This window comes from Nocardioides marinquilinus (assembly GCF_039543705.1).
In the GTDB taxonomy this organism is placed as follows: Bacteria; Actinomycetota; Actinomycetes; order Propionibacteriales; family Nocardioidaceae; genus Nocardioides; species Nocardioides marinquilinus.
This window is the reverse complement of sequence record NZ_BAABKG010000001.1, coordinates 258226-270402: the sequence shown is the minus strand read 5'-3', so window position 1 is coordinate 270402 and position 12177 is coordinate 258226. Positions and strand designations below refer to the sequence as shown.

Below are 12177 nucleotides of genomic sequence, written 5' to 3'. Positions count from 1 at the left end.
CATCAGCCGGTGAGGTGCCGGCACTGAGGTAGGCAGGAGAACCGCCATGTACGACCGCATGACCGTCCAGGCCGAGGTGGACTACCGCCGCGAGCGCCTCGCGAAGGGCAAGCCCGTCAAGCGCCGTCGCCACGACCGCGTCCGGATCCCGTTCGTCGGGGGCCCGGGCGAGATCAACGGGCGCACGCGCTGATCGCATGGACGTGCTGGCCGCGACAGCCGGCCGCGGAGCCGCGACAATGGGCCCCGTGGTCGCCCAGTCCAGCACGATGGTGGGACGTGACGCCGAGCTGACGCAGCTCGCCGCGTCGCTCGGCGTCCGTCCTCCCCGCCCCGGCGACGCGCTGGTCGACGTCCTGCTCTCCGGCGACGCCGGGGTCGGCAAGACCCGGCTGCTGCGGGCGCTGCGCGACCTCGCCGTCGGTGAGGGCTGGCAGGTCTTCGCCGGCCACTGCCTCGACTTCGGCGACAGCGCGCTGCCCTACCTGCCGTTCTCCGAGGTGCTCGGTCGCCTCGCCACCGAGCGACCGGACGCCGTCGACGCCGTCGCCCGCTCCCACCCCGCGCTGGCCCGGCTGCTGCCCGTGCGCCGCCAGCTGTCCGGCACCGGACCCATCGACTCCCCCGGCGACGACAACTCCGTCGAGTCCTCCGCGCTCGACCGCGCCGACCTGTTCCGCGCGATGCTGGCCGTGCTCGAGGCCGCCGCCCGGCAGGCCCCGCTGCTGCTGGTCATCGAGGACACCCACTGGGCCGACCAGTCCACGCGCGACATGCTCAGCTTCCTGCTCTCCCGCCTCGACTCGGCCGGCTTCGCCGTCGTGGCGTCCTACCGCTCCGACGACCTGCACCGTCGCCACCCGCTGCGCCGCCAGGTCGCGGAGTGGTCGCGCCTGCGCGGCGTCGAGCGCATCTCGCTCAGCCCGTTGGACGACGACGCCGTGCGCGACCTCGTCCGCCAGCTCGTCCCCGGCGGCCTGCCCGAGCAGGAGATGGCCGACGTCGTCGCCCGCGCCGAGGGCAACGCGTTCTTCGTCGAAGAGCTCGTCAGCGCCGCCGCCGAGCCGGGCACGTTCGTGCCGGCCGACCTCGCCGACGTCCTGCTCGTGCGTCTCGACCGGCTCGACGACGACGCCCGCCGCGTGGTGCGCACCGCCAGCGCCAGCGGACGTCGCGTCACCCACGACATGCTCGTCGCCACCGCCGACATGCCCACCCAGGCCCTGGACGACGGCCTCCGCGGGGCCGTGGAGATGAACGTCCTCGTCGCCGACCGCGGCGCCTACGCCTTCCGGCACGCGCTGCTCGGCGAGGCGGTCTACGACGACCTGCTGCCCGGCGAGCGCGCCCAGCTGCACGGCCGCTACGTGGCAGCGCTCCGCGAGGGCACCGCCCGCGGCACCGCCGCCGAGCTGGCCCGCCACGCCCGCCTGGCCATGGACAGCGCCACCGCGCTCACCGCCAGCGTGCGCGCCGGCCAGGAGGCGAGCGCCGTCGGCGGTCCCGACGAGGCGGCCTACCACTACCAGCAGGCGCTCGAGCTGCTCAGCAGCAGCGCCGACCTCGGCGACCACGGCGTCAACCTGTCGAAGCTGGTGGTCAAGGCCGCCGACGCGCTCACCGCGGCCGGCGACCCCGAGCGCGCCGTCGCCGTCGTCGCCGAGCAGCTGGAGCGGCTGGAGTCGGAGGGCGCCGACGTGCCCGACGAGTGGCGCGCGCGCATGCTGAGCGCCCAGGCCGCGGCGCTCTACATCACCGAGACCGACGCCGACGCCACCCTGCTCTCGGCCCGCGCGGTCGAGCTCTCCCCCGAGGGCGAGAGTGCGCTGCGGGCGCGCACGCTGTCGATCCACGCCAAGATCCTGGTCGCCTACGGCCGCTACGACGAGGCCGAGATCGTCGGGCTCGAGGCGCTCGCCCTGGCCGAGAAGCTCGACCTCGGCGAGCTGGCCAGCGACGTCGTCACCACGCTGTCGACCCTCAAGCGCACCGGGCCCAAGGAGGGCCTGCGCGCCGCGCTCACCGAGGCCGTCGACCGCGCGGCCGCCTCGGACGCCGTCCACGCCGAGCTGCGCGCGCGGTACCTGCTCGGCCGCTCCTACGAGGACTGGGCCGAGTTCGACGACGCCGAGACGTGGTTCACCAGCGGCATCGAGCGTGCCCAGGACGCCGGGCTGCCGTGGGCGCCGTACGGCTTCGAGTCGCGCTGGCAGCTGGCGTGGATCCACCTGGTGCGCGGCGAGTGGGACACCGCCCTCGACCTGTTCGTCGTCGAGGGGCCCTTCCCGCCGCCGATCCAGCGGGCGATGCTGCAGTCGATGCGGCTGCAGATCCTGCAGGCCCGGGGCAAGGACGTCGCCAACCGGGTGGCCGGTCTGCGGCCGTTCTGGCGGCGCGACGGCTCGGTCGCCATCCACGCGGCCGCGATCGAGATGATCGCCGCCGGACGACGGGGCGACCCGTCCGGCGCCGTCGCCTCCTACGACCACGCCGTCGACGTGCTCGGCCGCATCTGGCACGAGTGGTTCAGCGCCCGCATCCGGCTCGCGGCCGTCGCCCTCGGCGTCGTCGCCGACGCCATGCCCCGCTCGAGCGCCGCCGAGCGCGAGGCGCTGCTGCCGGTGGTCGAGCGCCTCCAGGACGACGGGCGCGTCGTCCTCGACCGCTACACCGACCCCGCGGGGCACTGGGGCCCGGAGGGCCGCGCCTGGACGCAGCGCCTGGACGCCGAGGCGCTGCGCGCGCGCTGGCTGGCCGGCGGCGAGCAGGCCGAGCAGGTGGGCCTCGAGCCGCTGGTGGCCGCGTGGCGCGAGGCCGAGCGGCTGTTCGCGGAGTTCGGGCACGTCCACGAGCTGGCGATCGTGCGCACCCGGCTGGCCGGCATCCTGCGGGCCGGTGGCGACCCCGCCGGCGCCCGCGTGCTCGGCGACCAGGCCCGCGAGGCCGCCCGCGCGCTCGGCGCCCAACCGCTCCTGGACGACCTGACGGCGCTGGGCTCGACGGCGCCACCGTCGTCCGGTGGGACGGCGTCCGCCGACCTGACCGCGCGGGAGCGCGAGATCCTCGGCCACGTCGCCCAGGGCCGCACCAACGGCGAGATCGCCAAGCTGCTGTTCATCAGCACGAAGACGGTGAGCGTGCACGTCTCGAACATCCTGGCCAAGCTGGGCGCCTCCGGCCGCACCGAGGCCGCCGCCATCGCGCGTCGCCGCCACCTCATCGATTGAGCCCACTCGGTCGTGGGGGTGAGCACGCCCGGCAGGCGGGGCGACTAGACACGAGGCATGGATCCCGACCGCACCGAGGCCGTGCAGGCCGTCGTCGACCGCCTGACCTCCTACCAGGACTCCGCCACCGAGGGCACCGTCGACAAGGAGCTGCGCGAGGCCCTCGGCCAGACCGACGTCGACCTCAGCGAGGACGAGATCGGCAAGCTCGTCGAGGCCATCGAGCACACCGACCAGCCCGTCGACGTCCGCGCCGTCCTGGGCTGAGCCTGTCGCTCGGACGGCCCCGCACGACTACCTCACCCGCACACCGACCCACCCGCCCGTATTCGGGCGGGTAGGTGCGGCTCGGGGTGAGGTAGTGCCCGTATCGCGCTGACGGCAGGGCCCTTCGACAAGCTCAGGGTCCGTCGAGGACGGAGCCGCCACGGAAACGCGAGGGGAACCCGGGCCAACTGCCAGCGCGGCAGCGTGTCGCCGGGCCCGCTGCGTCCGGCGCGATGCCAATGCAAGAGCAGGAGGAGCGAGGCGCCGGACCAGAAGGCCCGCCGACACGCTCGCGCCATTCAGCTCAGTGCGGCTGCCAGGCGTCGTCGTCCGCCGTCCGCGAGGTGACGGCCTTGGGGAGCGACCCGTCGGCGAGCTGCTGGATGGAGACGTGCTCGAAGACGTCTCGCAGCGAGCGGCGGGCGGCGATCCAGACGTGCTGGAGCACGTCGGCGGACTCGTTGTAGCTGACCGACTCGGGGCGCAGGCCGTAGACGGAGACGAGGGGACCGTCGACGGCGCGGATGACGTCGGCGACGGAGACGTCGGCGGCGGGGCGGCCCATGCGCCAGCCGCCGGACTGGCCGCGCTGCGACATCACGACGCCGGCCCGGCGGAGGTCGGCGAGGATCGCCTGGAGGAAGCCGTGCGGGATGTCCTGCAGGCGGCCCAGCTCCTCGGCGCTGATCGCCTTGCCGTCGGCCCGGCCGGCCATCTCGATCAGCGCGCGCAGGGCGTAGTCGGACTTCGCGGAGACGCGCATGAGGCGAGTGTGTCAGATGAGTCGAGTGGCTCGGTCGCATTGCGCGACACACACCACGGCGTGGTGGCGGCCACCCCAGGGTTGTGCGGCCGGATGAGCATCCGTACCCTTGAAGTTACTGACCAGTAGAACCGGCGGGTAGAACTCGCCGGTAACGGGCGAGACAGAGGGACCAGCACGTGAGCCACTACAAGACCAACCTGCGCGACATCGAGTTCAACCTCTTCGAGCTGCTCGGGCGTGACGACGTCCTGGGCCAGGGTCCGTTCTCCGAGGTCGACGGCGAGACCGCCCGCTCGATCCTCGCCGAGGTCGACCGCCTGGCCCGCGAGGACCTCGCCGCCTCCTACGAGTACAGCGACCGCAACCCGCCGGTCTTCGACCCCGCCACCCACACCGCGCCCGTGCCCGCGTCGTTCGCGGCCAGCTACCAGGCGTGGATGGACTCCGAGTACTGGCGCCTGCAGATCCCCGAGGCGCTCGGCGGCCAGCCGGCGCCGTCCACGCTCAACTGGGCCGTCGCCGAGATGGTGCTGGGCGCCAACGCCCCCGTCTGGATGTACGCCGCCGGCCCGGCGTTCGCGAGCGTCGTCCACCGCAACGGCAACGAGCGCGACCAGCGCATCGCCGAGCTCATGGTCGAGCGCAACTGGGGCGCCACGATGGTGCTCACCGAGCCCGACGCGGGCTCCGACGTCGGCGCCGGCCGCGCGAAGGCGATGCTGCAGGACGACGGCTCGTGGCACCTGGAGGGCGTGAAGCGGTTCATCACATCGGGCGAGTCCGACCTGCAGGACAACATCATGCACCTCGTGCTGGCCCGCCCCGTGGGCATCGAGGGCGTCGGCGGCCCAGGCACCAAGGGCCTGAGCCTGTTCCTGGTGCCGAAGTACCACTTCGACCACGAGACCGGTGAGCTCACCGGCGAGCGCAACGGCGTCTACGTCACCGGCGTCGAGCACAAGATGGGCATCAAGGTCTCCAACACCTGCGAGCTCACCCTCGGCGACCCGTCGATCGGCGGCGGCGAGCCGGCGCAGGGCTGGCTGCTCGGCGAGGTGCACCAGGGCATCGCGCAGATGTTCCAGGTCATCGAGAACGCTCGCATGATGGTCGGCAGCAAGGCGATCGCCACCCTCTCGACCGGCTACCTCAACGCGCTGGAGTTCGCCAAGCAGCGCCAGCAGGGCGCCGACCTCACGCGCTCGGGCGACAAGACCGCGCCGCGCGTCACGATCACCCACCACCCCGACGTCCGCCGCTCGCTGATGGTGCAGAAGTCGTTCGCCGAGGCGATGCGCACCCTGGTGCTCTACACGGCGTCGTGGCAGGACCGCATCATGCTGGCCGAGCACGCCGGCGATGCCGGCACGGACGACGTCGCGCTGGCCAACGCCGTCAACGACCTGCTGCTGCCGATCGTGAAGGGCTACGGCTCGGAGCGCTCGTGGGTGCTGCTGGGCACCGAGTCGCTGCAGACCTTCGGCGGCTCGGGCTTCCTCGAGGACTACCCGCTCGAGCAGTACGTGCGCGACGCCAAGATCGACACTCTCTACGAGGGCACGACCGCCATCCAGGGCCAGGACCTGTTCTTCCGCAAGATCGTGAAGGACCAGGGCCGCGCGCTCGGCCACCTCGCCGGCGAGATCCAGGCCTTCCTGGACGCCGAGGGCGGCAACGGCCGCCTGAAGTCGGAGCGGGCGCTGCTCGCCACCGCACTGGAGGACACCAACGCCCTGGTCGGCCACCTCATCAACGAGCTGATGAGCGCGCAGGGCGAGGTGCGCAACGTCTACAAGGTCGGCCTCAACACCAGCCGCCTGCTCATGGTGCTCGGCGACCTCGTGTGCGCCTGGCTGCTGCTGCGCGGCGCCGAGGTGGCGCTGCAGAAGCTGGGTGGCGAGGTCTCGGCCAAGGACCAGTCCTTCTACGAGGGCAAGATCGCGGCGGCGCAGTTCTTCGCCCAGACCAACCTGCCCCGCGTCTCCGCCGAGCGCGCCATCGCCGAGGCCACCGACCTCTCCCTCATGGACCTCGACGAGGCGTCCTTCTGATCCTCCGACGCTGACCCGTCAGACATGTCTGACGGGTCAGCGCGGGGAGGCGGCCCTGGTCACCTCGGGCGCCCGAGTGGTCCGAACGTGCTATTACCTCGGGCCCCTGCCGGGCTCCACGGTGGCGGTTCCACACCGCCACCGAAGGAGCCGCCATGTCCCCCCACCACCGCCTCGCCGTCGTCCCAGCCGCCCTCCTGCTCGTCGGAGCCGGAGTGGTGGTGAGCGGGGGCGCGGCGTCCGGCTCGCCCGCGAAGGCGCTCTCCCGGGCCGCGGTGGTGCAGATCGCCAAGACGCAGGCCGACCGCGCGATCACCAGGCGCGCTCCCGGGCTCCGCGTCAAGTCGGCCGGCACGGCGACGGTCGGCCTCAGCCCCGTCGCCTACGCCGTCGTCAGGGCCGACGGCACCGTGGTCCGGGCCGCCTCGCGGGGCATCACCAGCGCCAACGTGAGCCTCGAGTCGACCTCCGCCTACTGCTTCCGCAACCTCGGCTTCCGCTTCAAGACGGCGATGGCCACCCCCGTCTACAGCGACGACTACGTGCCGGGCACCACCGTCTCGGTCGCTCGCCCGGGCGTCTACGGCTACGACTCGGACTGCTCGCCGGCGGCGCGGCTGGAGGTGGCGACCGCCGAGGAGGCCGGCGGAGAGGTCGACTACAGCCCAGCCGACTTCACCATCTGGTTCTACAACTAGGCGCCCGGCGCGGGCCCGAGTCGCCTGACGGCACCGCTCAACCGGTCGAGGGTCGGGGACCGCAGCCGCCACCGCTGCCAGTAGAGGGGGACGTCGACGTGATCGCGCCGCGAGAGCAGCACCAGCGCACCCGAGGCCAGGTCGGGCTCGAGCTGCGCGAGCGGCAGCAGGCCCCAGCCGAGGCCGAGCCGGACCGCCTCGTGGAAGTCGTGCGAGGTCGGCACCCGGTGCACCACGGGCGGCGGGCCGAGGCCGCGGGCGGCGAGAAGGCCGTGCTGCAGCGCGTCCTTCTCGTTGAACACGACGACCGGCATCCGCGCCCAGTCGTAGCCGCGGCCCAGACGCCACCGCTCGGCGTAGGCCGGCGACGCGGCCGGGCGGTAGCGCATCACCCCGAGCGGCTCGACCGAGCAGCCCTGCACGGCGGTCGGGTCCGACGTGACCGCCGCGAGCACGTCGCCGCGCCGCAGCAGCTCGGCGGAGTGGCCCTGGTCCTCCACGTGCAGCCGCAGCGTGACGCCGTCCCAGGTGGCGACCTCGGCGACCACGGCGCGGAACCAGGTGGCGAGCGCGTCGGCGCTGACCGCCACCGACAGGTCGGACACGGGGGCCGGGGCCGCCTCGTCGACGAGGAGGGCCCACTGCCGGGCCAGCCGCACCAGCACCTCGCCGGCCGGCGTGGCCTCGCAGGGCGTCGTCCGCCGCACCAGCACCTGGCCGGCGCTGGTCTCGAGCGCCCGGACGCGCTGGCTGACCGCGCTCGTCGTCACGTGCAGGTGGCGCGCCGCCGCCTCGAACGTGCCGTGCTCGACGATCGCCGCCAACGTGGCGAGCTGCTCGGGCTGCATGAAGCGATGCTAAACCTCGTGCAGGAACATTCGCTGGGCTGAATGCTGCCACCGCCGTAGCGTGGCGCCCGTGCTCGGCACCCTCGTCACCGGCCTGCTCACCGGGCTCGGCCTCATCGTCGCCATCGGCGCGCAGAACGCCTTCGTGCTGCGGCAGGGCCTGACGCGCCGGCACGTCGGTCCGGTCGTCGCCGTGTGCGCCGTCTCCGACCTGGTGCTGATCGCGGCCGGCGTCGCCGGCATCGGGACGATCGTCGAGCAGGCCGGCTGGGTCATCGACGTCGTCCGCTGGCTCGGCGTCGCCTTCCTGACCTGGTACGGCGTGAGCGCGCTGCTGCGGGCCCGGCGCGGCGGCTCGCTGCAGGCTGCCACCGGCGAGGGGGCCAGCCTCGGTCGCGCGGTGCGCACCGCTGTCGCGCTCACCTGGCTCAACCCGCACGTCTACCTCGACACCGTGCTGCTGCTCGGCTCGGTGGCCAACGCGCAGCAGGGCTCGCGCTGGTGGTTCGCGGTCGGGGCGTGCGCGGCCAGCGTGCTGTGGTTCACCGGTCTCGGCTACGGCGCGCGCCTGGCCCACCGGGTGCTCGCCACCGAGCGCGCGTGGCAGGCGCTCGACGTCCTGATCGGCCTCACCATGCTGGGCATCGCCCTCACCCTCGCCCTCGGCGCCTGACCCGCACGCCCGCGTGCCGGGGGTGTGAGCCGCCCGGCGACGGGCGATGATGCCGGGCATGTCGCAGCCGCCCTACGGGTCGCCCCCGCCCCCGCCCGGCCCCTACGAGCCCTACGGCGCCGGCGGGGGATACGGGTATCCCCCGCAGCCGCCGCGCAACGACCACACCGCCCGCAACGTGATCATCGGGATCGTGGTGGTCGTCGTCCTGCTGTGCGGCGGTCTGGTCTGGGCGATCTTCCGCGTCGTCGACGCGGTGGGCGACGGCATCAGCGAGGCCGCCGACGCGTTCGAGAGCGACTACCCCGGCTCCGAGGACGACCCGCTCGAGGTGCAGGAGGGCGAGGCGTTCTCGATCCGCGGCTTCGACTACGACGCCGGCTGGGACGTGCTCCCCGGGGCGCAGGGCGTCGTCCAGGGCGTGCGCGGCACCAACAACCGCAGCGACGAGGACGGCGAGTCGGTGCGGCTGGTCTTCACCCTCTACCTCGACAACGAGAAGGTCGGCGAGCTGCGCTGCGACGACCCGGGCCAGGTCTCCTTCGAGCGCAGCGCCACCCTCAGCTGCGCCTCGATCGGGCAGGTGCCGGCCCGCTTCGACACCATCGAGGTCTACGACTCCTCCCTGTTCAAGTGAGGTCCACGTGAGCCGTCGCTAGCCTGCGGGGCATGAGCGACCGCGAGCGACTGGCCGGCTACGTCGAGGTCTGGTGGGGCGCGGTCACCGACTTCGCCGAGCTGCTCGAGCAGCTGCCCGACGACGCCTGGACGACGCCCACCGACCTCGCCGGGTGGGACGTGCGGGCCTGCGCGGCCCACACCGCCCACCTCGAGAGCGTGCTCGCCGGGCGCGGCGAGGAGACCGCCGAGGTCGGCGAGCCGCCGCACGTCACCGGGCTGATGGGCCTCTACACCGAGGTGGGGGTGGTCAACCGCCGCGACCGCTCCCCCGCCGAGATCGTCGCCGAGCTGCGCGAGGCCACCACGCTGCGCCACGAGCAGCTGCTCGCCGACCCGCCCACCGACGCGAGCGCCCGGCCGCCGAGGGTCTTCGGCGGCGTCCCGTGGACGTGGGAGGTGCTGCTGCGCAACCGGCCCCTCGACGTCTGGATGCACGAGCAGGACGTGCGCCGCGCGGTCGGCCGCCCCGGCGGCCTCGACACCCCCGCGGCGCGGCACACCGCCGACTACCTCCTCGAGAGCTTCGGCAAGGTGCTGGCGAAGGGGGCCGGCGCCCCGCCGGGCACCACCGCCGTCCTCGACGTCGAGGGCAGCACGCCCGTCGCGTTCACCGTGGACGACGACCGCCGCGGCCGCCGGCTGGCCGAGCCGCCGACCACCCCCGACCTCGCGCTGCGGCTCGACCGCGAGTCGTTCGTGGTGCTCGCCGGCGGACGCCGCACCCCGCCCGCGGACGCCGTCCGCCTCGAGGGTGACGCCGACCTCGGCCGCCGCGTGCTCGACGCCATGGCGGTGACCCCGTGAGCGCGACGGCGTGGTCGCTCGCCGACGTCCCCGACCAGACCGGCCGCACCGTCGTCGTCACCGGACCCTCGCACGGCGGGCTGGGCCACCGAACCGCGCTCGAGCTCGCGCGCCGCGGGGCGCGCGTCGTCCTGGCCGGACGCACGCCGGCCAAGCTCGACGAGACGGCGGACGCCGTCCGCGACGAGGTGCCCGGCGCGGAGGTCGAGCGACTCGTCGTCGACCTCGCCGACCTCGACTCCGTGCGCCGCGCGGGCGAGGAGGCGACGGCGCTCGGCCCGCTGCACGTGCTGGTCAACAACGCCGGGGTCATGGGCACCCGGCGCAGCCGCACCCGCGACGGCCTCGACCTGCAGCTGGCCACCAACCACTTCGGGCCCTTCCTGCTCACCGGGCTGCTGCTGCCGCAGCTGGCCGCGGGCGAGGGCCGGGTGGTCACCGTGTCGTCGCAGGCCCACCGCCTCGCCCGCCGCGCGCCGCTCGGCGACCCCCGCGACCCGGCCGAGCAGGGCGGCCGCCGCTACCGCACGTGGCGCACCTACGGGCAGAGCAAGCTGGCCAACCTGCTGTTCACCGCCGAGCTCGACCGGCGGTGCCGCGAGGCCGGCGTCCCGGTCACGGCCCTCGCCGCGCACCCCGGCTTCGCCGGCACCCACCTCGCCGCGAACGGGCGCTTCGGCCGCGCGTCGGGCGGCGTGGCCTCCGTGCTGGACGCCGCCGTGCGCGCCGTCTCGCAGTCCGCGGCGGCCGGCGCCTGGCCCACGCTCATGGCGGCCACCGCCGACCTGCCGGGAGGCAGCTACGTCGGGCCGAGCGGACCGGCGGAGGCGCGCGGCGTCCCGCGGCTGACCACCGGCAACAGCCTGGCCCGTGACCCGGACGCCGCCCGCGAGCTGTGGCGGCTGAGCCGGCGGACGACGGGGATCAGCTACCCCTGACCGCCGGGGCCTCGTCGGCGCCGGCGGGGGCGAACGCCCGGGCCAGGGGCAGCAGGGCGAGCACCAGCACCATCGGGACGGCGAGACCGACCCGCAGCGAGCCCGACCCGAGCACGCCGGTGAGCACCGCGCCGAGCAGGCCGCCGACGTAGTTGAACTGGTTGAAGCGGGCCACGACGGCGTCGACGCGGCTCTGCTCGCCGCCGGCGATGCGGGCCGCCGCGGAGTAGCTGAGCGGGGCCACCACCGAGACGCCCGCGCCGAGCAGCGTGAAGCCGAGCACCGCCACCGGCCAGGACGGCGCCGTCACGACCACGAGCAGGGCGAGTGCGGCCACCACCGCGCCGACCCGCAGCACCGGCACCGGACCGTGCCGCGCCACCAGCCCGTCGCCCGCGAGCCGCAGCGCCAGGCTGGCCAGCAGGTAGGGCAGCGTGGCCAGGGCGACGAGCGACTGCGGAGCGTCGACGACGTCCTCGAGGTAGGTCGGTCCCCAGGTCTGCGAGGCCGTGTCGACCATGTAGAAGAGCACCATCCCGAGGCCGACCAGCACGATCGGCCGCCACGGCACCGGCAGGCGCTCGGCGGCCGCGACGGCCTCGCCGCGCTCGCCGGGCAGCAGCGGCGCCCCGGCCACCAGCAGCGGGACGACGGCCACCGCGGCGGTCGCCCACAGCGGCAGGTGCGCCCCCGCCAGCGCGAGGCCGGCGCCGACGATGCCGCCCGCCGTCCACGCGCCGTGGAACGAGGGCAGGATCGGCCGGCCGAAGCGGTGCTCGACCGCCACGGCCTGCATGTTGGTGGCGGCGTCGACCACGCCCAGCGCCAGGCCGTACGCCGCCAGCCCGGCGACGAAGACCGGCCACACGGGCGCCAGCGCCACCACCACGACCGCGAGACCGACGCCGACGAGGCCGGCGCGCAGCGTCGTGGCGCTGTCGCTGCGGCGGGCGAGCAGGCCGGCCAGCACCGACCCGACCGCGGCCAGCAGGACGATCATGAGCAGCAGCAGCGACAGGTCGACCTCGGAGAGGTCCCACCGGTCGCTGAACCGCGGCAGCCGCGTCGTCAGGCTGATGAAGACCAGTCCCTGCGCGGCGAACCCGAGCGCGGTGGCGACGCGGGCGCGGCGGTCGACCTCGGTCGGGCTGGTCACGAGGGCATCGTGGCAGGCCGCGGGCGCTCCCGTCGGGCCCTTCGACGAGCTGAGGGTCCGTGCTGACG

12 protein-coding genes are annotated in these 12177 nt (G+C 74.4%); 9 read left to right on the top strand and 3 right to left on the bottom strand.

The features are described 5' to 3' along the window. Positions 1-46: 46 nt before the first annotated feature. Genes ABEA04_RS01305 through ABEA04_RS01295 form a run of 3 tightly spaced genes read left to right on the top strand, consistent with a single transcriptional unit; the run spans position 47 to position 3494 of the window. Complete coding sequence (locus ABEA04_RS01305; protein WP_345453625.1) at positions 47-193, top strand: hypothetical protein; 147 nt, start codon at positions 47-49, stop codon at positions 191-193. Between the two features lie 55 nt (positions 194-248). Beyond that, positions 249-3227, top strand: a complete 2979-nt coding sequence (locus ABEA04_RS01300) for a helix-turn-helix transcriptional regulator (RefSeq protein WP_345453622.1) — start codon at positions 249-251, stop codon at positions 3225-3227. Positions 3228-3284: 57 nt separating this feature from the next. Continuing rightward, on the top strand, positions 3285-3494 hold the full coding sequence (locus tag ABEA04_RS01295; protein ID WP_345453619.1) for a hypothetical protein: 210 nt from the start codon (positions 3285-3287) through the stop codon (positions 3492-3494). Between the two features lie 304 nt (positions 3495-3798). Here ABEA04_RS01295 and ABEA04_RS01290 read toward each other — a convergent pair whose 3' ends face one another. Further along, positions 3799-4257 carry an RrF2 family transcriptional regulator gene (locus ABEA04_RS01290; RefSeq protein ID WP_345453617.1) on the bottom strand — a complete coding sequence of 153 codons (459 nt, stop codon included), beginning with the start codon at positions 4255-4257 and terminating at the stop codon, positions 3799-3801. A 179-nt stretch (positions 4258-4436) separates the two neighbouring features. On the opposite strand from ABEA04_RS01290, the gene ABEA04_RS01285 reads away from it, so the two are divergent. Both ABEA04_RS01285 and ABEA04_RS01280 read left to right on the top strand, forming a co-directional pair. Then, the gene (locus ABEA04_RS01285; protein WP_345453614.1) at positions 4437-6311 is read left to right on the top strand and encodes an acyl-CoA dehydrogenase; all 1875 of its coding nucleotides are present in this window, start codon (positions 4437-4439) and stop codon (positions 6309-6311) included. A gap of 155 nt (positions 6312-6466) precedes the next feature. Beyond that, positions 6467-7009, top strand: a complete 543-nt coding sequence (locus ABEA04_RS01280) for a hypothetical protein (protein WP_345453611.1) — start codon at positions 6467-6469, stop codon at positions 7007-7009. Here the strand turns inward: ABEA04_RS01280 and ABEA04_RS01275 are convergent. Next, the gene (locus ABEA04_RS01275) at positions 7006-7857 is read right to left on the bottom strand and encodes an ArgP/LysG family DNA-binding transcriptional regulator (protein WP_345453609.1); all 852 of its coding nucleotides are present in this window, start codon (positions 7855-7857) and stop codon (positions 7006-7008) included. The genes ABEA04_RS01280 and ABEA04_RS01275 overlap by 4 nt on opposite strands. Before the next feature lie 70 nt (positions 7858-7927). Between ABEA04_RS01275 and ABEA04_RS01270 the strand changes: the two genes are divergently transcribed. Genes ABEA04_RS01270 through ABEA04_RS01255 form a run of 4 tightly spaced genes read left to right on the top strand, consistent with a single transcriptional unit; the run spans position 7928 to position 10953 of the window. Next, complete coding sequence (locus tag ABEA04_RS01270) at positions 7928-8530, top strand: LysE/ArgO family amino acid transporter (RefSeq protein WP_345453606.1); 603 nt, start codon at positions 7928-7930, stop codon at positions 8528-8530. 58 nt (positions 8531-8588) lie between these two features. Continuing rightward, the gene (locus ABEA04_RS01265) at positions 8589-9167 is read left to right on the top strand and encodes a hypothetical protein (RefSeq protein WP_345453603.1); all 579 of its coding nucleotides are present in this window, start codon (positions 8589-8591) and stop codon (positions 9165-9167) included. A 32-nt stretch (positions 9168-9199) separates the two neighbouring features. Next, positions 9200-10015 (top strand): maleylpyruvate isomerase family mycothiol-dependent enzyme, encoded by an 816-nt coding sequence (locus tag ABEA04_RS01260; RefSeq protein ID WP_345453601.1) that lies wholly within the window; start codon positions 9200-9202, stop codon positions 10013-10015. Continuing rightward, positions 10012-10953 carry an oxidoreductase gene (locus ABEA04_RS01255; RefSeq protein ID WP_345453599.1) on the top strand — a complete coding sequence of 314 codons (942 nt, stop codon included), beginning with the start codon at positions 10012-10014 and terminating at the stop codon, positions 10951-10953. Before ABEA04_RS01260 ends, ABEA04_RS01255 begins: the two co-directional genes overlap by 4 nt. Here the strand turns inward: ABEA04_RS01255 and ABEA04_RS01250 are convergent. After that, positions 10940-12109 (bottom strand): MFS transporter, encoded by a 1170-nt coding sequence (locus ABEA04_RS01250; RefSeq protein ID WP_345453597.1) that lies wholly within the window; start codon positions 12107-12109, stop codon positions 10940-10942. The genes ABEA04_RS01255 and ABEA04_RS01250 overlap by 14 nt on opposite strands. Positions 12110-12177: the final 68 nt, after the last annotated feature.

What these genes read in the sequence shown, in the direction of transcription:
- ABEA04_RS01305 (WP_345453625.1), top strand. Translation starts at nt 47, where the DNA reads ATGTACGACCGCATGACCGTCCAGGCCGAGGTGGACTACCGCCGCGAG.
- ABEA04_RS01295 (WP_345453619.1), top strand. Translation starts at nt 3,285, where the DNA reads ATGGATCCCGACCGCACCGAGGCCGTGCAGGCCGTCGTCGACCGCCTG.
- ABEA04_RS01290 (WP_345453617.1), bottom strand. Translation starts at nt 4,257, where the DNA reads ATGCGCGTCTCCGCGAAGTCCGACTACGCCCTGCGCGCGCTGATCGAG.
- ABEA04_RS01280 (WP_345453611.1), top strand. Translation starts at nt 6,467, where the DNA reads ATGTCCCCCCACCACCGCCTCGCCGTCGTCCCAGCCGCCCTCCTGCTC.
- ABEA04_RS01275 (WP_345453609.1), bottom strand. Translation starts at nt 7,857, where the DNA reads ATGCAGCCCGAGCAGCTCGCCACGTTGGCGGCGATCGTCGAGCACGGC.
- ABEA04_RS01265 (WP_345453603.1), top strand. Translation starts at nt 8,589, where the DNA reads ATGTCGCAGCCGCCCTACGGGTCGCCCCCGCCCCCGCCCGGCCCCTAC.
- ABEA04_RS01260 (WP_345453601.1), top strand. Translation starts at nt 9,200, where the DNA reads ATGAGCGACCGCGAGCGACTGGCCGGCTACGTCGAGGTCTGGTGGGGC.